The following is an 18,761-nucleotide window of genomic DNA, read 5'->3' as shown; positions in this document are numbered from 1 at the left end:
CATCAATCCGTTGGGTTTTCGATTTGTTCTGCCAAAGCTTCCCATTTTTTATTCAGGCTGGCTTCCTGTTTCAGAAGCACTGCGTATTCTGTCTGTAGTTCCTGCATCCGTTCTTCATTTTCATAAACGGCTGGAGCTGCCATTTCATTTTCCAGGGCTGATTTTTTATTTTCCAAGACCGTAATATCTTCTTCCAGTTTTTCCAGCGCGATGGCTTTTTCCCGGATTTGCTTTTTCTCCCCGGCTTCTTGCCGGTCGGTGTTGGATTTACCATTGGTCGGCCGACTTTCTTTTTTCGAAACGGGGGCAGCAGTAGGCTTTTCTTCTTTAGGAGCCTGTTGGGAACGCCAGTACACGTACTCATCATAGGTACCCGGGTACTCCTTGATTTTATGATCTTCTATATACCAGATCTTATTAGCTACCTCTTTAATAAAAAGCCGGTCGTGGGATACGGTGACAAAAGTCCCTTCGTATTGCTGCAGGGCCTGGGTCAGAATGTTGACCGATTGGATGTCCAGGTGATTGGTAGGCTCATCCAGAAGTAAAAAATTAGCTTCAGAGATCAAGGTCTTGGCCAGGGCCACCCGGGATTTTTCCCCTCCTGAAAGCACCTTGATTTTTTTGAAAACATCGTCATTGGTAAACAAAAAGCAACCCAATACATTTCGGAGTTCCGTTTCTGTTTTTTTACTACCTGCCTGAGCCAACTCCTGTAGAATTTCATTATTGATTCCAAGGGCTTCCAACTGGTGCTGGGCAAAAAAGGACTTGATCACATTGTACCCTTCCTCTCTGCGCCCCGCTATGGGTTCGGAACCGTCAATGATCCGTAATACAGTGGATTTACCCTTTCCGTTCGCACCGATCAGGGCAATTTTATCTCCCCGCTCAATGCGTGCATGGGCATTGTCCAGGATTTGCAGCGCTCCGAAAGACTTGGAAACCCCATCCAACACGACCACATCCCTGCCTGATTTTTGGGAGAACTTGAATTTAAAATTGACCGACACCTCATCCCGGACCACCTCCGAAACCCGGTCCAGCCGGTCCAGGGCCTTGACCCGAGACTGCACCTGGTTGGACTTGGTAGCCTTGGCACGGAATCGCTCAATAAAGCGTTCCGTTTGTTTGATCATCTGCTGTTGGTTCTCGTAGGCGTTTTGCTGGATTTCCTCCCGTGCCACCTTTTCCTTTTTGTAAAAAGCGTAATTACCGGCATAGCTGGTCAGGTTTCCCTGGGATACCTCCACCGTAGTTTCGGTACAATTGTTTAGAAAGGTCTGATCGTGGGACACCACCATTACGGCTCCCTCATAGGCCTTTAGGTAATTTTCAACCCATTGAATGGAAGGCAAATCCAGGTGATTGGTAGGCTCATCCAACATTAGCAGCGCTGGCTTTTCCAACAGAAGCTTGGACAACATGACCCGCATTCGCCATCCTCCGGAAAAGGTTTTGAGCGGCCGACTCAGATCTGCCGTCTGAAAACCAATACCTTCCAGTACTTCTTCTGCCTTGGCTTTGATGGTATAGCCTTCGTTGGCCTCGAACCGTTCTTGCAAATGCGCCAGCTTTTGTAGGATCTGATCCGAATAATCCGTTTCCATCTGTTTTAATACCCGGTCGATTTCCTCTTGCAGGGAAAGGGTTTCCTTAAAAGCTTCCAGGGCCACATCCAGGATGCTGTCATCCGACTGGAATGAAAGCAAGTCCTGGTTCAAAAAACCAACACTGCAATCTTTGGCCTTTTGTATTTCACCACTGCTTGGCTGCAAATCCCCATCGATGATTTTGAGCAGGGTGGATTTACCGGTTCCGTTTAAGCCTACCAGTCCAATTTTGTCTTTGGGCTTGATGTGTAAGGAAGCATTTTCATACAGGGGACGACCCCCGATGTAATAGGATAGATTATTGATGGATAACATGCTGCAAAATTAAGAAATCTATGTGGTAAATGGCAGCAATGCAAAAAAGGATTTTATCCCGCCGTGTTTTTAATGGAATAAGGTCAACTCAAAGCCCACTTTATGCACGCCTTCAGGAGGGAGGGATTGAATGCCCACTTTTTCCTGGAAATTACCATTGTGCGTGAGGCTATCTGCAATTCCGTTCCAGGGTTCTATGCAGACAAACCCCGCATCCTGCTGTTTGGTCCAAAGACCGAGCCAGCGAAACTCCTCAAAATCCATGGCGTAGCCTTTTCCCGTTTTACGACTGCGTATCGAAACGGAAGTGACCGGACCCACGTCTGCAATTAAGGCATCGTTTTGAAAACATTCCCAATCCAGATTCAGTTTTCCGTTCTCGAGGGGCAGGGATTTTCTCTCGGAACCGATCAGTCCCTTCTCGAGGACATACAGGGAAAGGGAAGAGAGGTCTTGTCGCCCAAAATCCAGTTGGTAATCTTCCAGAGATTCTTTTTGCGGTTCTAGTGGACAAGCAAATCCTGGGTGAGCCCCAATGCTGTACCACAGCTTCTCATCAGCGCAGGGGTTAATGACCCGGTAATCTACCCGCATGCCGGAATCGCTGAGCGTGTACCTGATTTGTAGTTCAAACGCAAAGGGATAGACCTGCAGGCTTTTTTCATCCGATTTCAGGGAGAATAGCAGGCTATCCTGAGATTGGTCCAGCAGCGAAAACTCCCGGTCTCTGGCAAAACCATGCTGCGTTAGCGAATAGGATTTGCCACGATAGGTATACCGATCGTCCTGAAGTCGGCCCACGATGGGGAAAAGTACCGGGGAATGCCTGCCCCAAATGGAGGGATTGGCTTGCCAAAGGTATTCGAGCCCGTGAAAACAAAGAGAGGTACACTCTGCACCTAAGCTGGAAAATCGGGCTTCTACCGGCCCTTTTTTTAGGTAAAACGATTTAGAGGAAGTCATTAGCTGGTCAAAATCGTAAATTTTCTGTTCAAAAAAAAACCTTTCCCGAAAAAGGAAAGGTAGGGTGCGCACGAGAAGATTCGAACTTCCACACCCGAAGGCACCACCCCCTCAAGATGGCGTGTCTACCAGTTTCACCACGTGCGCAAATTGGAGATGCAAAACTAGTAAGATATCGCTATCGGTGCAAACAAATGGGAAGACAAATTTAAGGAGTCAGTAAGATGACTTTTGGGTCGTCGGCGCAATACCTGCACCTTCAACCCGGTTCCAAATGGCAATTGGAAAAAACGGTATCGAAATGGGAAACCATTTAAGGGATAAAACGGAATTAAAGGGTAGGGGCCATCCAATTATTGGATATTGAAAACGTGTGGAAGAAATTACTTTTTATTCTGATCGTTATCTTCAGATCTCTTTTTTGACTTTCGCTCTTTCCGGGGCTTTTTTTTCCTTTCATCGAAATGTACCCCATCCGTTTCCATATCCGAGATGCTGCGCTTGATGGGCCCCTTTCGCTTTTTATTTTTTTTTGTAGGGTAGTCTGCTTCTTCAAGTAATGAACTGAGCGCATTGAACAAGGCCGCTCGGGTAGGACCAGAGGCCGGTTCATATTCATAAGGTTCTTCCTCCATGCGACTGAATTCCCGAACAGAGGTGACGATAAAAACCACAAAGGAGATCACCACTACGATTGTCAATATGATTACGTCTGTGTTTTCCATTTTATCTTTTCATATTAAATAGTATCAAAAAACCCAATATGGTCGGGCACCACAACCCTATGAAAATGGCTTTGAGGGGTTCTCCGACAATGAGGAAGTAGTATTCTGATACTCCGATCAAAATAACCACCAAGACCATTAGTACTATTTCAGATTTTTTAAATTTTTTCATGAATTTTATTATTGCTTAACAGAGTTGCCGAATACTGAAAAAATGGCCTGCGGTGCTACGATGCGTTCAGACCATTAAATGATAAATTGATACGAATCAATGCCATCCAGTTGATTATCCATGTGACGTTAACACGTTAAACAGCAGAAAGTTTATAGGAGACTATTTTTGTGCGTTTCGCAATAACCGTTTTTCGGGTAGCTGATCCGAATCGGGTGGCTACTGTTGGTCCGGTTAAACCTACTTAAAAATTGAAATCTGGCTGGCATTCGTAAGTTAAAACAAGTACTCCATTTTTACATCGCAGCGCTGATAGGTACCCGATTCCATGGGTATGTACCTGAAACCTAACTTTCGGTACAGGGCAATGGCCGGTACAAGGATGGAATTGCTGTAAAGCAGTACTTTTTGGGCTCCTTTTTCTTTTGCCCAGTCAAGGGCAGCTTGTCCCAGCAGCAGTCCGACTTTTTGCCCGCGGGCTTTGGGAAGTACCCCCATTTTGATCAGTTCGTACTGCCGGTCACCGGTTTTTTTAAGTCCAACCGTGCCCACGATTTCGCCCTTCCACTGAGCAAATAACACTGCCCCGCCCTGCTCGATCAGGGTTTCACGAGGAGATTGCAACTGCGCCACATCAAATGGCTCCATACAAAAATAGTGTTCGATCCACTCCCGGTTGATGGATAGAAAATAGGGTGCTAAAGCATCGCTAAAAGGGAGAATTTTGACCGTTTCCATGATCAAAAATAAGGAAGTTGGATAGCAAAATAAAGTAACTGCCCGGCAGAAATCTAAAAACCCAGATCAAATTGATTGCCGGGCTTGTCTTTGGACTCCAGTTGCAGCAATTTCAATTTTCGCCACAAGCCTCCGGCATAGCCGGTAAGCTCCCCGGTGCTGGCAATGATCCGATGACAGGGAATAATTACCAGTAGCGGGTTGACACCGATGGCAGCTCCTACCGCACGAACAGCAGTGGGCTTAGCCAGTGATTTGGCAATGTCATGGTAAGAAACGGTGTGTCCAAAGGGTACTTTGTTAACTTCCATCCAGACTAATTTTTGAAATGTAGTTCCACCGATTCCCACGGGGATATCAAAAACGGTAAGTTTCCCTTTGAAATAAGCTTCCAGTTGGGCCATGATGTCCAGAAAAAAGGGGGAATCGGCTTTTTCAGACACCTCGTCTTCCGTAAAATGAGAGGACAAGAGAAAGCCCTCCTCGGCGATGAGACGGATATTACCTAAGGGAGACGCCATTACCACTGTTTCTTTCATATCCTCTACAACTTTAAAACCAAAAACAAGGTTTAACCCTAACTGAGGCAGCGACTTGCTGCTGTACTTTCCAATGAGATAATCGTTGCCTGGCCCTTTTTAGACTAAAAATACATGCGTCTATCGATGCATATACGATATGACACCGGAATTAGGGATAAGCATTTTTAACAGGTTTCGGCAGAAAATGTTGCCGGAAATTAATTATCGATGGGTGTTCGATGGCGTAAAGGTAGGTTTAATTTCAGTTTATACCAACTAATCGGACATCATACCATCATCATGCGGTACTTCCATACTTCCCGAACGGCATCGGCGGCTACCTCGAAAGGTTTATACAAGGGGTTACTCGAACAGAGCAGGAGTTGCCTTTTTTCTTTTAATAGGTTATAGGCCAGCTTGAAGGTAACGCCGTCCTGGGCCGTGACCACCACGTATTTTGCTCCATCCCGGATCTCGGTCCAGTCATCCATGTACTCACAAACAATCCAGGATCCGTCCGGAATGGGCTCCATGGAGTCTCCATCTACCTGAAATACCCGGTATTTTTTATCCTGGGGCAGGAATGGGAGTTGAAACCGGGGCAGCTCTCCTATAAAATCCGGATCCGAAAAACCGGCCAGATAGCTGGCTTTCGCTTTCTGGGAAACCACCTCTATCAGTTCCCGACCGCTGGCATCCACCGTGGTCGCCAGGATGCGCAACTCCCGGCCTTTTAGGTAACGGCTGGTTTCCAACACTTCCATCAGGCGATGGGCGGTGTATTTTTCGAGGTTTTCTTTCAGCATCAGATCTACGGATACCTCCAGGTATTCACAGATGCGAACCAGCGTATCCAGCGGCGGGCTCACATTCAGCTCATACCCGGCCAGCTTCGAACGGCTAATACCCAAGCCTTCGGCCATGATGGATTGGGTCAGCCCTTTTCTTTTGCGTAGGAATTTGATATTAGCATGCAGGTACATGGATAAATTATTTAAGCCAGAGATGAACAAATTTAAAACATTATGTTTAAATTATAAACATAAAAATGTCAATAATATTAACATTGTAATGCTTGTAAAGAAAGGGGAGGAGGATGCGGAAAATAAGCGGAATATTGTGCACCTGGACCTGGACAGTTTTTTTGTATCAGTGGAGCGGTTGTATGACAATCGCCTAGAGGGAAAACCCATTTTGATCGGTGGTACGGGAGACCGGGGCGTGGTGGCTTCCTGCAGCTACGAAGCCAGGAAGTTTGGGGTCCACTCGGCCATGCCCATACGTACCGCCCGGCAACTTTGTCCGGAGGCATTGCTGATTCGGGGGGATTTTGCCAGGTACAGTCAAAAGTCACATGAAATCACTGACATCATACGTGAAAGCGTGCCGCTTTTTGAAAAAGCATCTATCGACGAGTTTTATGTGGACTACACCGGCATGGACCGGTTTTTTGGTTGCTTTAAAATGGCCAGCGAATTGCGGCAAAGGATCATACAGGAAAGTGGTCTGCCCATTTCGCTCGGACTTTCAGCCAATAAAACCGTCTCCAAGGTGGCTACGGGAGAGGCCAAGCCCAACAACGAAAAACAAGTACTCCACGGCGAGGAAAAGCCCTTTCTGGCTCCCCTTTCGGTGCGTAAGATTCCGATGATCGGGCGGCAGACTTCACACAGTCTGTACAATATGGGCGTAAAAAAAATCCATACGCTGCAGGCCATGCCAGCAGAACTGCTGGAATCAGCGTTTGGAAAAAATGGGCGGCTCATCTGGGAAAAGGCAAACGGCATCGACCGCTCCACCATCCGGCCCTATTCGGAGGCTAAATCCATTTCGTCTGAAAATACCTTCGAAACCGATACCATCGATTTACGTTTGCTGGAAGCCACACTTACGGCCATGACCGAACAGCTTACCGGTAAATTGCGCTGGCAGCAAAAACTCGCGTCTACCGTGGCTGTCAAGATCCGCTACTCGGACTTTGACACGCATACGGTGCAGCGTCAGGTGCCCTATACCGCCGCAGACCACAGCCTGCTTCCGGTGGTCAAAGCCCTTTTTTACCAATTGTATCAGCGGCGTTTGTTGATCCGCCTGATAGGACTTCGCTTCAGCGGCCTCGTTCACGGAAACTACCAGATAAATCTGTTTGAGGACAGCCAAGAGCGCATATCCCTTTATCAGGCACTTGATCGAATCAATGGAAAATACGGGGACAAAACCGTTTGCCGGGCCGTAGGCATGCAGGTGGGACGCAGACGGTTTAATCCGTTTAACGGAAAGGAAATTTGAATGATTGGGATTTTTGTTTTATAAATTCCCGGCTTCATCCTGGTTCCAATCACTCGATAAAGGCATTCTTGCCGAAAAAATAGTCTCCGAATCGCAACCGGTTGTCCCGCCGATGGTTTTGGAAAAACGCTAAACCAATAGCCTCCATTTAGCGAGGCTGAAATAAAAACCGCCGTCACCGGGTGGGTGACGGCGTGAAAAATGCTACTGGCCTTGTCCCAGGGAATAGGCCTTTTGCCCGTCGAAGGCATAGAGGTTTTCGGTTTTGATTACTTCTATGTCTTTTTGGATGGCATGGATTAACAGTTCGGCTATTCCGATCGCGGATTTGGCATTTTCGGCTATCAGTTCAAAACGGCATCTCCAATGATCTGTGCAAAAGGTTTCTTCAAAACCCTCAGGCCATACCTTTACACCCCGGTTGGTGATCATCGTGAGTCGGTAGGCGGGATGCAGCTCCTGTATTTTTGCCGCCAGTTCCTCGGGATCGCTACCCTTCCAATCGATAAAGAGGTCTACCCCCTGTAGTGTTTTTTTACCGGGCGCCATCCGTTGGTAGGGAGGAAGTTGGATTCGTACCTCTTTGGCATAGGAAACCGGCTTGAGTTGTTTGGGCAATTTCCCCAGTCTTTCGATCACCGCCCTGCCAAAGTCGCGCGTGCCGACTTTTTGTTTGCTTAGCCCGGGACGGAAGATTTCCTCGGTGTGTATGCCTTCTTCCAGGGTACAGGACCAGGCATTTTTGATGGTTTCGGCTACTTCCGGCTGTCCGATGTGATTGAGCATGAGAATGGCTCCACGCAGTAATCCGGAGGGATTTGCCAGATCCTTGCCCGCCAGCGGAGGAGCCGAACCGTGTATGGCCTCAAACAGGGCGCATTTTTCTCCGATATTAGCCGATCCTGCCAGACCGACGGAACCCGATAATTGAGCGGTGATGTCGGATACCACATCGCCATACAGGTTGGGCATGACCAGTACGTCAAACATTTCCGGTGTATCGGCGAGCCGGGCAGCTCCGATATCAATGATCCAATTGTCGGATTCGATGTCTGGATATTCCAGGGCGATTTCTTTGAATACACGGTGAAACAACCCGTCGGTCAGTTTCATAATGTTGTCCTTGGTGAAGCAACTTACTTTTTTGCGTTGGTAGTGCCGGGCGTATTCGAAGGCATACCGGATGATTCGTTCGCATCCGGGGCGGGTGATGAGTTTGAGGCATTGTACCACCTCGTCTGTCTGCTGATGCTCAATGCCAGCGTAGAGATCCTCTTCGTTTTCACGAATTACCACCAGGTCCAGCTCCGGGTGTTTGGTAGGAACAAAGGGATGAAAACTTTTACAGGGCCTGACGTTGGCAAAAAGTCCCAGGCTTTTGCGAAGGGTGACATTCAGGCTTTTGTACCCGCCTCCCTGTGGAGTAGTCATCGGAGCTTTAAGAAGCACCTTGTTTTTGCGGATACTTTCCCAGGCTGCCTTGCCAATACCGCTGCTATTTCCAGCCAGGTATTCCTTTTCGCCCATTTCTACCGATTCCCACTTTACTTTTGCTCCTGCCGCCTGCAAAACCTGCAGGGTGGCCTCCATGATTTCGGGTCCAATACCGTCTCCATGGGCTACACTAATTGATTGCATGTGCGTTTATTTTTGGTCCGGCACAAAAGTAAAGCGGAATATTTATTAATTTTTATTTATGTTTATTATAAAAAGCATTATTTAAATTTATAAATAAATCATCGTTCCCCGCATATGACTGCGAAATTTTGGCATTTATTTCAGAAAGAAATTACCGGTTAGCGTAGGCCTGCGTTGATGGTATCCAGTGTTTTTTGACCCGGGCAAAGGCTTTTTTCGTCCAGGCTGTTCAATGCCGTATCCGAAGTGTTCAGGATTTGGTGTAAATCCCCATATCCAGTATGAATGTACAACAAGCCGGTGAGGATTTCGTTTTTTGCGCGGGCCTGCTGCATGGCATTGACGGTGGAAAGCCGGTCTTCGGGGTCCCAATCCGGAGCCAGCTTGTGGAGGCTCATGACCGACCCATCGTGAAGCGTCACTGCTGTGTCTGTTCCCTCGGCATAGCTTGCTTGAATGGATTTTTCCTGGGGTACAAAGTCCGTCTTTCCCGTGGCATGCATGTGCTCTCTCACGTAATCGTAGGATTTGGTGGATCCGGGATTATTGTTGAAGGTGACACAGGGCGACATCACGTTGATAAAGGCGAGTCCCTGGTGTTGGATGGCGGCTTTGAGGAGAGGAACCAGTTGCTGTTTGTCTCCGCTGAAACTTTGGGCAACGAAGGTGGCACCTAAATCCACCGCCAGGCTGGCGAGATCTACCGGCTGAAAGGGGTTGATGTGGCCTGATTTACTAGCCGATCCCACGTCTGCCGTGGCCGAATCTTGTCCTTTTGTCAGGCCGTAGCAGCCGTTATTCATCACGATATATACCATGTTCAGATTTCGACGGATGGCGTGAACAAACTGTCCCATCCCGATCGAAGCCGTGTCTCCATCACCGGATACGCCGAAGTACACCATGTTCTTATTGGCCATATTGGCTCCGGTGGCTACGGATGGCATTCTTCCATGCACGGAATTAAACCCGTGGGAATTTCCCAGAAAATAAGCCGGGGTTTTGGAAGAGCACCCGATTCCGGAGATTTTTGCTACCAGGTGGGGTTCAATGGCCAATTCGAAACAGGCCTGCACGATGGTGGCGCTGATGCTATCATGTCCGCATCCGGCACAAAGGGTGGAAATGCCGCCCTCGTATTCTTTGAGTGTGTACCCTAGTTTGTTTTTAGGTAAACGGGGGTGTCTAAATAAGGGTTTCAGATAGGTCATGGGGCACAGCGTTGTTTTGTTTTAAATAATCGGCGATTTTAAGGGCAATCTGATCGGCAGTAATGGGCATGCCATCGTAATTCAGAATCGATACCAGCCGATGGGGATCGTGTTGCATTTCCTGAATGAGCAGACTGCGCATTTGCCCGTCCCGGTTTTGTTCGATGACAAATACCAGTTGGTGGGAGCGGACAAAGGCCTCCGTTTCTTGTCCGAAGGGGAATGCCTTGATGCGCAGGGCATCCAATGGGATTTCCCTGGCGGCCAGCAGATCCCGGGCCTCTTCTGAAGAGAAGGCAGACGTTCCGAAAAACAACATGCCCCAATCGCTTTGATTTGTTTCCTGATACAGTTGAGGTTTCGGTACGAGTGATTTGGCGGTTTCCCATTTTACCAGCAAACGGTCCATGTTTCTTTTGTAGGCCGCACTGTCCTCGGTATAGACGGCATATTCGTCCCGGGAGGTTCCCCGTGTGGTAAAAGCACCCTTGGTTGGGTGGGTGCCCGGATAAGTGCGGTAGGGAATCCCGTCTCCTTCCTGGTCCAGATATCGGCCATAACGGCCCATGGCATCCAGCTCTTCTTTATTCAGCACCTTTCCCCGGTCGTATTTCCGGTCCTTTTCCCATTGAAAGGGTTCACTCATATGGTCGTTCATACCCAGGTCCAGGTCCGTCATCAGGATGATCGGGGTTTGAAGGCGATCTGCCAGGTCAAAGCATTCAGCTGTCATCTCGAAACATTCCTTGGGGGTGGTGGGGAAGAGCAGGGGATGTTTGCTGTCCCCGTGCGAAGCATTGGCAGCAAGGGTGATATCCGATTGTTGGGTCCGCGTGGGCATGCCCGTGCTGGGACCTGCTCGTTGCACGTCAATAAGTACGGCAGGCACCTCGGCAAAATACGCAAGACCGATAAATTCATTCATCAGGGAAACCCCTGGTCCGCTGGTAGCGGTAAGTGCCCTCGCTCCATTCCAGTTAGCCCCGATTACCATCCCCATGGCGGCCAGTTCATCTTCCGCCTGTACTACAGCGTATTGGTTTTTGCCTGTTATCGGATCGACCCGGTACTTGGAAGCATATTTTTCGAAGGCTTCTGCAACCGAAGTGGAAGGTGTAATGGGATACCAGGCCATCACCGTGGCACCGCCATAAACGGCACCCAGACCGCAGGCGGTATTTCCGTCCACCATGATTTTATCTCCGATCAAATCCCGTCTCTCCAGATAGAAATCCAGGGGGTAATCAAAGTGTTCCCGGGCATAGTCCATGCCCAGCTTCAGTGCCTTTAGGTTGGGCGCAATTAATTTTTCTTTGCCGGCAAACTGTTCTTTCAGTAGGGTTTCCAATACCGAAAATTCGATTTGCAGTAAAACTGCCAATGCGCCTACGTAAATAATATTTTTAAATAATTGTCGCTGCCTCGGATTGCTAAAGTTTTCATTGGCCAGTTCCATCATGGGAACACCCAGGTAATGAATGCCGTCTCGGATCAGTTCCGGGGCCAGTTTTTTGGTGCTGTCGTACATCAGGTAGCCCCCTTCGCGCACACTGGCAATGTCCTGCTTCATGCTTTGGGCATTTACGGCCACCAGCAGGTCAATTCCTTCCCTTCGTCCCAGGTATCCTTTTTCACTTACCCGTACTTCATACCAGGTTGGTAATCCCTGAATGTTGGAAGGGAAGATGTTTTTGGGAGTGACGGGGATGCCCATTCGAAAGATGGCTTTTGCAAATAGAAAATTGGCACTGGCCGATCCCGTTCCGTTGACATTGGCAAATCGGGCAACAAAATCATTAACCCGCGCTTCCGGTCGGGGGAGAGAACTGGAAATAGTCATACGTTTTCTGCTTTGGTAACACTATAGAAAAATTGCTGCATGTCCCAGGCAGAGGTGGGACACCTTTCGGCGCAAAGACCGCAATGCAGACAGACATCCTCATCCTTTACCATCACCCTTCCTGTTTTTAAGGTTTCGGAGACCAGAATGTCCTGGGACTTGTTCTCGGCGGGGACAAGGAGCTTTTCCCGGAGTCGGTCTTCATCCGCTTCATTTCCGGTAAAGGTAATGCAGGAAGTAGGACAGATATCCATACAGGCATCGCACTCAATGCAACGGTCGGCGGTGAAATCGGTTTGCACATCGCAGTTCAGACAGCGTTGGGCTTCTTTGTAGCCGGTAGGAGGATCAAAGCCCAATTCCACCTCTTTTCTCCTATCTACCAACGTGATGGATTTTTGAGCCTGGGGCACCAGGTAGCGCTGATCTATGGTAACCGGGCTGTCGTAGCTCCATTCGTGAATGCCCATCTTGGTGCTGAATAGGTTGGTGTAGGGCGCAGGCCGCTGGTGAAGGTCTTTTTCCTGGCAAAACTGGTGCATGGATACTGCTGCCTGATGGCCATGAGCCACGGCTGTGATTACATTTTCCGGCCCAAAAGCTGCGTCTCCTCCAAAAAATACCTTGGGATGAGTTGACTGAAAGGTGACCTTATCTACGACGGGCATTTCCCATTCGTCAAATTCCAATCCTATGTCCCGTTCGATCCAGGGAAAGCTGTTTTCCTGGCCGATGGCGATTAACACCTCATCCGCTTCGATAAATACATCCGGTTCTCCGGTAGGTATGAGTTTTCGTTTACCCTTATCATCATAATGGGCCTTTACTCGTTGGAATTTCATTCCGGTTAGTTTTCCGTTTTCCACTTCAAAACTCAGCGGTACGTGGTTGTCCAGAATGGCTACGTCCTCGTGTTGGGCATCTTCTTTTTCCCAGGGAGAAGCTTTCATGTCTTTAAACGGGCTTCTTACGACCACTTTCACGTGTTCGCCCCCCAGCCTTCTGGAAGTACGACAGCAATCCATGGCTGTATTGCCGCCTCCCAATACGATTACTTTTTTGCCTATTTTGTCAACATGCTCAAAAGCCACGCTGGCAAGCCATTCGATGCCGATGTGAATGAATGCATCCCCTTCTTTTCTGCCGGGTAATTTCGGTAGATCCCTTCCTCTGGGAGCACCGGTACCCACAAAAACGGCATCATAATCTTGATCCAATACGGCTTTCAGGCTTTCTACATAGGTCATAAACTGGGTGTGAATCCCCAAATTTAGAATATACCCCACCTCCTCGTTTAATACTTCTTCCGGTAAGCGGAATGCAGGGATCTGACTGCGCATCATGCCTCCACCGGCAATCTGTTCGTCAAATAGATGGATTTCATAGCCCAACGGAGCCAGGTCCCGGGCAACGGTCAGGGAAGCAGGCCCTCCTCCGATCAGGGCAATTTTTTTTCCATTGGCCGGAAAAGGTGCATGCGGCATGAGGGATTGCACATCTCCTTTCTGGTCGGCAGCTACTCGTTTCAGGCGGCAGATGGCTACGGGTTCTTCTTCCACCCGGCCCCGTCTACAGGCTGGCTCGCAGGGGCGATCACAGGTTCGGCCCAGTATTCCTGGGAATACATTGGATTCCCAATTGATCATATAGGCTTCGGTGTACTTTTCTGCGGCAATTTTACGAATGTACTCCGGCACCGGGGTGTGCGCCGGACAAGCGTACTGGCAGTCCACCACTTTGTGGTAATACTCCGGATCGCGGGTATCGGTAGGTTTCATGGCATTCTGGGTTTATTCTTCTTTCTACTTATCGCAGAATAATTTTGTAAAATAAAGTCATCAAAACAAATGAATGACCAAATAATTTGTTCAGATGCCTAATTGAAAGGTGTGAGGGGTAATTTATTAATTTTATAACTTCCTTAAAAAGGACTAATTTTGACCAGCAGAAAATAGGGATATGACGCTGGATAATTGGAATCAAAAACTGGGCAATAAATTGCCCGCAGGATCGGTAGCTTATTGCTTTTCGTTGTGGAAGGAAGATCCATTTGAACTGGTAATTAGCCGGTCCAGGTCTTCCAAATTGGGAGATTTCCGGTATAGAAAGGACCAAAAGATTCAAAAGATCACGATCAATCACGATCTGAATCCCTATCAATTTTTGATTACCCTGATTCATGAGATTGCCCATCATCGTGTATTTCGAGACTTCGAGCGTCGGGGAATCAAGCCTCATGGCCCGGAGTGGAAGCGGACTTTTCGGCTTTTGATGGAACCCATGCTTGAAATTACCGTTTTTCCCAGAGATGTTTTAATACCCCTTCGATTACATCTGAAAAATCCTAAAGCCAGTACCGGGGCCGATTACTTTTTGATGAAAGAATTAAAAAAGTATGATACCCTTCCCGGTAAGGTTCCGGGGCTACTCCTGGGGGACCTGAAGCCGGGAACTACTTTTGGGTTAAAACACAGGGTTTTTGAAAAGTTGGAAACCAAGAGAAGCAGGGTGCTGTGCCTGGAGCGGTCCACAGGGAGAAAATACCTGATCTCCCTTCATGCCGAAGTGACTCTGGTGGAGGAAGATCCGGAGGGACCCTTTTAGTCCTGCCGGCTGCCGGGCAGTTGGTTTCGGGCGTTGATGCCCAGGGTTTTTAATTTTTCAGCCTGAGAAACCAGGTTTCCTTTGCCGGTTTTTAGTTGCTTCAGGGCGGTATGGTAACTTTCCTGCGAGCGGTCCAGGTGCCTTCCGATATCTTCCAGGCTTTTTAGAAAGGAGGCAAATTTATCGAACATTCGACCTCCTCTTTCAGCGATTTCCAGGGCATTTTTAGTTTGGTCATCCCGGATCCAAAGGTCTTTTATGAGCTTCAGTGCTGCGATCAGGTTACTGCTACTGATAAGCAAAACCCGCTTTTTGTAGGCATATTCCCAAAGGCGCTCATCGGCCTGTATGGCAACCATATAGGCCGCTTCCAGTGGTACAAACATGATTACGAAATCCAGCGCTTGCGCATAGGCTTCGTATTGTTTGGCTGCCAGTTGATCAATATGCGTTTTAACGGCTTTCACATGTTGGTTCAGCAGGCTTTGTTGATCTGCTTCCATGTCTTCGCTGCAGTACTGCTCGTAGGCTAGCAGGGAAACCTTGCTATCGATGATGACCTTTTTGTCGTCCGGATAATGGATGATCACATCGGGCTGCATTTTTTTGCCGTCCATGCCCAGGAGGGGATTGCCCGCCTCATCCCTGAGAAATTCCTGTATGCTGTAGTGCCGGTTTTTTTCTAATCCCGAGTTTTGCAGAATGGTTTCGAGAATGGCCTCGCCCCAATTTCCCCTGAGTTTGGAATTTCCTTTCAGGGCATTGGTCAGGTTTTGGGCTTCCTGGCTGATTTTTTGGTTCAGTTGGGCTAACTCCCGAACCCGGTTTTCGAGTGAAAAACGCTCTTTTGCCTCTTGGGTGTAGGTGTCCTGCACCTGTTTGCGAAAGGCTTCCAGGTCTTTGCTTAGGGGTTGTAGGATACGGGTAATGTTTTCCTGGTTTTGAAAGGTGAACTTCTTTGATTTTTCTTCCAGAATCCTGTTGGACAGCAATTCAAATTCCTGCTGGAATCGCTTTCCCATCTTTTCCATTTCGGTTTCCTGAAACTGAAGTTTTTCCTGAAGTAGCTTGGCCTGATTGTCCTGGTGTTTTTTCTCTAATTCCTGTTCCAGCTGTTGCCGCTCCACCAGCTTCAGGCTTTCTTCCAGCGCTTTGTTTTTGGCGGCAGCTTTAAATAGCAGCCAGGAAAGAACCCCTATTCCGGCCAGTGAAAGGAACAACAGGTATGAAGTTTCCATTATCAGGCTGATTTTAGACCTGCGGATCGGGCAAGCTGCGTTGCCGAATGGCCTCGTAAATGGCCACCCCCGCCGCAACGGACACGTTAAGGCTGGCCACCTCACCCAACACAGGGATTTTCACAAATTCATCGCAAAGACCCAGCAGCTCATCGGATATCCCGTCTTCTTCAGAGCCCATAACCAGTGCGGTTGGTGCCGAAAAATCGGCTTGATAGATCGTTCGGTGGGTTTTTTCAGTGACTCCGACCACGTTTAAACCTAATTTTTTCAGGTCTTTGAGGGTATAGTACAGGTTTCTGACCCGACTCACCGGGAGAAAATTCAGCGCGCCGGCAGAGGTTTTCACGGCATCCGAACTTATCTGAGCACTGCTTTTTTCGGGGATGATGATACCATGCACCCCGGCAACTTCTGCCGTACGGGCGATGGCACCAAAATTTCGGACATCTGTGATGCGATCCAACAGGAGGATCAGGGGTGCCTGACCTTTATTGTAACAGGCATCTACTACATTCTCCCAGGAAGCATAGGAAATGGCTCCCATGTAGGCGATTACGCCCTGGTGATTTTTTCGGGTAATCCGGTTGAGTTTGGTTTCCGGCACCTTTGTGATGGGCACGTTTTTCTCCCTGGCCAGCGTCACTACTTCCTTTAAAAGGTCACCTTTCAGTTCCTTGTTTACCAGTAGTTTATCAATTTCCTGACCGGCGTGAAAGGCTTCCAGTATCGGTCTGATTCCAAAAATGTAATCTTTAGGGTTTTCATCTCGGTTGATCAGAAAACCATCCTTCCGTTTCTCCATGCTGTAATGGTTTTGAACCAGATTGGCTGATAGGCCCTTGACCGGTTCAATGTATAATAATTGGGGGTTAACATATTTTTTACTCGCGCAAAGGTAAAGGTTATTTTTGAATTTGAATCCTGTGCCTGATAAACCCAGCTTTCTTTATCCACATCAAAGTACACCTCCTGCGGCGGCCCCATGACGATGTATACCATGCCCCTGTCGGTGGCCCAGCCTTCCTTAAAATCGGTAAATAAGATATTGGCAAACTCCACCTGCCTAAAGTATTCTTTAATCAAGGTTTTGGCAGTTTCCTCATCCCGGGTCATCCGGATCCAGTATTCGTCCAGTGCTGTTTTTTTGTTTTCGGCTTCCAGCAAGGTCTCGTGCTCCTTTCGGGTGGATATGTAGGTGACCATTTCGATCATTTCTTCCCAGGTAGCTACCCGGGGAAAGGTCTTGTTAACCGTCTTTATTAGCAGGCCTGTCGGCGAACTGGTATCTCCCTGAATGAAGTAATATCCGGACTTATCGAAAGGAACGGGCACATTCACCAAAAAACTACCTTCGTCCATTACTTCTGTTTCTCTGGGCACTTCGGGAGCTTTGGTTTCCATGGGAGGCAAGGGAAGTGGGAATTCTTGAGGATAGTAATACCGATGTAAGTTGACACCCTGTTCTTTCCTGAATAACAAGGACTCGTCTACATTTAGAAAATTCTGATCAAATGGGATGTCATTCCCAAAATAAGCACCAAAATCAGGTTGCTCGGGTACAAAAGGGCTTATAAGGTCGGCGTGATAGACGTATTGATCCTCTTGCCGGGTATCCTGTGCCTGGAATACCACGTAGGCCGCTTCCTGAGAAGCAGGTATTTCCACGGTTTCTTCAAAGTAGAAATGCCGGTCCGTATCGGCTTTTAGCAGGTCCCTGTCCAGGGCGATGATCTGTTCATCTGAAATCTCCTGTTCGAATCCCCCGACGATAACATACGAAAACAGGTAGTCCTCAAAATTGGGGTCTTCCTCAATTTTTTCAACTACCATTTGTAGGGTATAGGTTCTTTCTGCCGTTTTTATGGGGATTACTTTTAATGAAATCCGTGAATACCTGGAATACCGAAGGCTTTGGTTTATACTTTGAAGGTTGTTTTGTGCATGTGCGGAGAGGGTGAAGAAGCAACATACGGCCAAACATGCAATAATAGTTCTCATGAGCAATGACTTTGTTATTTCCATAGTTGGTTTAAAAATTAACCTTAATTTTGTTCAAAATAAAGAAATTTTAAATGGCTACCTATACAACGGAAATTACTTCCGATAAGTTGATAAGTGATAATCCCATACATCAACGCCTATTCAAAGCCTACATTGTGGCCAAATCCTACGTTTCCGGCCATTTGCTGGAAATCGGATGTGGCGAAGGCAGGGGAGTGGCGGCCCTGGGACCCTTGGTTGATACGTATCATGGGATTGACAAGATAGGAGAAATTTTAGACAGGTTAAAAAAGAAATATCCCGATTATACCTTTGAGCAGGCACATTTGCCTCCTCTTGCCAGTTTGCAGGATGCTTCCTTTGATTCGGTAGTCAGCTTTCAGGTCATTGAACACATTGAGAATGACCGCTGGTACCTGGAAGAAATATACCGGGTGTTGAAGCCAGGGGGTAGGGCTTTGATTTCAACTCCCAATATTCGATTTTCCCTTTCCAGAAATCCCTGGCATATCCGCGAATACACGCCGGACCAATTAAAGGAATGCTGTGCCGGTATTTTCGATAAGGTGGAGACCAAAGGCATTGGAGGAAATGATAAGGTTTGGCAGTATTACGAGGCCAATAAAAACTCCGTAGAAAAGATCACCCGTTGGGACTTCCTTAACCTTCAATACCGTTTGCCAGCCAGCCTTTTGAAAATTCCATACGAACTGGCTAATCGGTTTAACCGAAACAAATTGCACCAAAGTCAAGGAAAAGCGGTGGAAGAGATTAGCCATGAAGATTACCTATTGGTAGACGATCCGGAAAAGGCGTTGGATCTCTTTTATGTCCTATATAAAAAGCCGGAAAAGAAAAGCTAAGCGATGCCTAGTTTACTAAACAACGTG

Annotated in this window: 16 protein-coding genes and 1 tRNA gene; 3 read left to right on the top strand and 14 right to left on the bottom strand. The window is 47.8% G+C overall.

Annotated elements, in window-relative coordinates:
• Positions 1-2: 2 nt before the first annotated feature.
• From GJQ68_RS10440 to GJQ68_RS10410, 7 genes are all read right to left on the bottom strand, one after another.
• The gene (locus GJQ68_RS10440; RefSeq protein WP_162417235.1) at positions 3-1,928 is read right to left on the bottom strand and encodes an ABC-F family ATP-binding cassette domain-containing protein; all 1,926 of its coding nucleotides are present in this window, start codon (positions 1,926-1,928) and stop codon (positions 3-5) included.
• 69 nt (positions 1,929-1,997) lie between these two features.
• Positions 1,998-2,891, bottom strand: coding sequence for an aldose 1-epimerase family protein (locus GJQ68_RS10435; RefSeq protein ID WP_162417234.1), 894 nt, complete (start codon positions 2,889-2,891; stop codon positions 1,998-2,000).
• 65 nt (positions 2,892-2,956) lie between these two features.
• Positions 2,957-3,038 (bottom strand) — tRNA-Leu (locus GJQ68_RS10430).
• A gap of 236 nt (positions 3,039-3,274) precedes the next feature.
• Positions 3,275-3,616 carry a hypothetical protein gene (locus GJQ68_RS10425; RefSeq protein WP_162417233.1) on the bottom strand — a complete coding sequence of 114 codons (342 nt, stop codon included), beginning with the start codon at positions 3,614-3,616 and terminating at the stop codon, positions 3,275-3,277.
• Positions 3,617-4,064: 448 nt separating this feature from the next.
• Entirely contained in the window at positions 4,065-4,526 is a 462-nt protein-coding gene (locus tag GJQ68_RS10420) for a GNAT family N-acetyltransferase (protein ID WP_162417232.1), read from the bottom strand.
• A 53-nt stretch (positions 4,527-4,579) separates the two neighbouring features.
• Positions 4,580-5,065, bottom strand: a complete 486-nt coding sequence (locus tag GJQ68_RS10415; protein WP_162417231.1) for a methylated-DNA--[protein]-cysteine S-methyltransferase — start codon at positions 5,063-5,065, stop codon at positions 4,580-4,582.
• A gap of 269 nt (positions 5,066-5,334) precedes the next feature.
• Positions 5,335-6,030, bottom strand: coding sequence for an XRE family transcriptional regulator (locus GJQ68_RS10410; RefSeq protein ID WP_162417230.1), 696 nt, complete (start codon positions 6,028-6,030; stop codon positions 5,335-5,337).
• Positions 6,031-6,118: 88 nt separating this feature from the next.
• Here GJQ68_RS10410 and dinB point away from each other — a divergent pair, with 88 nt between their 5' ends.
• On the top strand, positions 6,119-7,336 hold the full coding sequence (gene dinB / locus GJQ68_RS10405) for a DNA polymerase IV (RefSeq protein WP_162417229.1): 1,218 nt from the start codon (positions 6,119-6,121) through the stop codon (positions 7,334-7,336).
• A 204-nt stretch (positions 7,337-7,540) separates the two neighbouring features.
• Here dinB and GJQ68_RS10400 read toward each other — a convergent pair whose 3' ends face one another.
• The 4 genes from GJQ68_RS10400 to GJQ68_RS10385 all read right to left on the bottom strand — a co-directional run bounded on the left by GJQ68_RS10400 (position 7,541) and on the right by GJQ68_RS10385 (position 13,803).
• Positions 7,541-8,974 (bottom strand): NADP-dependent isocitrate dehydrogenase, encoded by a 1,434-nt coding sequence (locus GJQ68_RS10400; protein WP_162417228.1) that lies wholly within the window; start codon positions 8,972-8,974, stop codon positions 7,541-7,543.
• Positions 8,975-9,132: 158 nt separating this feature from the next.
• On the bottom strand, positions 9,133-10,185 hold the full coding sequence (locus GJQ68_RS10395) for a 2-oxoacid:ferredoxin oxidoreductase subunit beta (RefSeq protein ID WP_162417227.1): 1,053 nt from the start codon (positions 10,183-10,185) through the stop codon (positions 9,133-9,135).
• The gene (locus GJQ68_RS10390; protein WP_162417226.1) at positions 10,160-12,025 is read right to left on the bottom strand and encodes a 2-oxoacid:acceptor oxidoreductase subunit alpha; all 1,866 of its coding nucleotides are present in this window, start codon (positions 12,023-12,025) and stop codon (positions 10,160-10,162) included. Before GJQ68_RS10390 ends, GJQ68_RS10395 begins: the two co-directional genes overlap by 26 nt.
• A complete protein-coding gene (locus GJQ68_RS10385) occupies positions 12,022-13,803 on the bottom strand; it encodes an FAD-dependent oxidoreductase (RefSeq protein ID WP_162417225.1) in 1,782 nt (593 codons plus the stop codon). The genes GJQ68_RS10390 and GJQ68_RS10385 overlap by 4 nt, the downstream gene beginning before the upstream one ends.
• Positions 13,804-13,984: 181 nt before the next feature.
• Between GJQ68_RS10385 and GJQ68_RS10380 the strand changes: the two genes are divergently transcribed.
• A complete protein-coding gene (locus GJQ68_RS10380; protein ID WP_162417224.1) occupies positions 13,985-14,629 on the top strand; it encodes a SprT-like domain-containing protein in 645 nt (214 codons plus the stop codon).
• Here GJQ68_RS10380 and GJQ68_RS10375 read toward each other — a convergent pair.
• From GJQ68_RS10375 to GJQ68_RS10365, 3 genes are read right to left on the bottom strand one after another with little or no spacing between them, the layout of a single operon-like run.
• On the bottom strand, positions 14,626-15,867 hold the full coding sequence (locus GJQ68_RS10375) for a DNA recombination protein RmuC (RefSeq protein WP_162417223.1): 1,242 nt from the start codon (positions 15,865-15,867) through the stop codon (positions 14,626-14,628). The genes GJQ68_RS10380 and GJQ68_RS10375 overlap by 4 nt on opposite strands.
• A 13-nt stretch (positions 15,868-15,880) precedes the next feature.
• Positions 15,881-16,672, bottom strand: coding sequence for a 23S rRNA (guanosine(2251)-2'-O)-methyltransferase RlmB (gene rlmB, locus GJQ68_RS10370; protein ID WP_162417222.1), 792 nt, complete (start codon positions 16,670-16,672; stop codon positions 15,881-15,883).
• Entirely contained in the window at positions 16,645-17,868 is a 1,224-nt protein-coding gene (locus GJQ68_RS10365) for a GWxTD domain-containing protein (RefSeq protein ID WP_235941327.1), read from the bottom strand. The genes rlmB and GJQ68_RS10365 overlap by 28 nt, the downstream gene beginning before the upstream one ends.
• A gap of 74 nt (positions 17,869-17,942) precedes the next feature.
• Here GJQ68_RS10365 and GJQ68_RS10360 point away from each other — a divergent pair, with 74 nt between their 5' ends.
• The gene (locus tag GJQ68_RS10360) at positions 17,943-18,734 is read left to right on the top strand and encodes a class I SAM-dependent methyltransferase (protein ID WP_162417220.1); all 792 of its coding nucleotides are present in this window, start codon (positions 17,943-17,945) and stop codon (positions 18,732-18,734) included.
• The last annotated feature ends 27 nt before the right edge of the window (positions 18,735-18,761 follow it).

It is taken from the genome of Cyclobacterium roseum, from assembly GCF_010119225.1.
GTDB classification, from domain to species: Bacteria; Bacteroidota; Bacteroidia; order Cytophagales; family Cyclobacteriaceae; genus Cyclobacterium; species Cyclobacterium roseum.
The sequence above is the reverse complement of the archived record's forward strand: the minus strand, read 5'-3'. Positions and strand labels throughout refer to the sequence as shown.

Excerpts from the sequence above, each read along its gene's own strand:
- GJQ68_RS10385 (WP_162417225.1), bottom strand. The coding sequence starts at position 13,803 with ATGAAACCTACCGATACCCGCGATCCGGAGTATTACCACAAAGTGGTG.
- GJQ68_RS10400 (WP_162417228.1), bottom strand. The coding sequence starts at position 8,974 with ATGCAATCAATTAGTGTAGCCCATGGAGACGGTATTGGACCCGAAATC.
- GJQ68_RS10375 (WP_162417223.1), bottom strand. The coding sequence starts at position 15,867 with ATGGAAACTTCATACCTGTTGTTCCTTTCACTGGCCGGAATAGGGGTT.
- GJQ68_RS10415 (WP_162417231.1), bottom strand. The coding sequence starts at position 5,065 with ATGAAAGAAACAGTGGTAATGGCGTCTCCCTTAGGTAATATCCGTCTC.
- GJQ68_RS10440 (WP_162417235.1), bottom strand. The coding sequence starts at position 1,928 with ATGTTATCCATCAATAATCTATCCTATTACATCGGGGGTCGTCCCCTG.
- GJQ68_RS10360 (WP_162417220.1), top strand. The coding sequence starts at position 17,943 with ATGGCTACCTATACAACGGAAATTACTTCCGATAAGTTGATAAGTGAT.
- GJQ68_RS10390 (WP_162417226.1), bottom strand. The coding sequence starts at position 12,025 with ATGACTATTTCCAGTTCTCTCCCCCGACCGGAAGCGCGGGTTAATGAT.
- GJQ68_RS10435 (WP_162417234.1), bottom strand. The coding sequence starts at position 2,891 with ATGACTTCCTCTAAATCGTTTTACCTAAAAAAAGGGCCGGTAGAAGCC.
- GJQ68_RS10420 (WP_162417232.1), bottom strand. The coding sequence starts at position 4,526 with ATGGAAACGGTCAAAATTCTCCCTTTTAGCGATGCTTTAGCACCCTAT.
- GJQ68_RS10425 (WP_162417233.1), bottom strand. The coding sequence starts at position 3,616 with ATGGAAAACACAGACGTAATCATATTGACAATCGTAGTGGTGATCTCC.
- GJQ68_RS10395 (WP_162417227.1), bottom strand. The coding sequence starts at position 10,185 with ATGACCTATCTGAAACCCTTATTTAGACACCCCCGTTTACCTAAAAAC.
- GJQ68_RS10380 (WP_162417224.1), top strand. The coding sequence starts at position 13,985 with ATGACGCTGGATAATTGGAATCAAAAACTGGGCAATAAATTGCCCGCA.
- GJQ68_RS10410 (WP_162417230.1), bottom strand. The coding sequence starts at position 6,030 with ATGTACCTGCATGCTAATATCAAATTCCTACGCAAAAGAAAAGGGCTG.
- dinB (WP_162417229.1), top strand. The coding sequence starts at position 6,119 with ATGCTTGTAAAGAAAGGGGAGGAGGATGCGGAAAATAAGCGGAATATT.
- GJQ68_RS10365 (WP_235941327.1), bottom strand. The coding sequence starts at position 17,868 with ATGAGAACTATTATTGCATGTTTGGCCGTATGTTGCTTCTTCACCCTC.
- rlmB (WP_162417222.1), bottom strand. The coding sequence starts at position 16,672 with ATGGAGAAACGGAAGGATGGTTTTCTGATCAACCGAGATGAAAACCCT.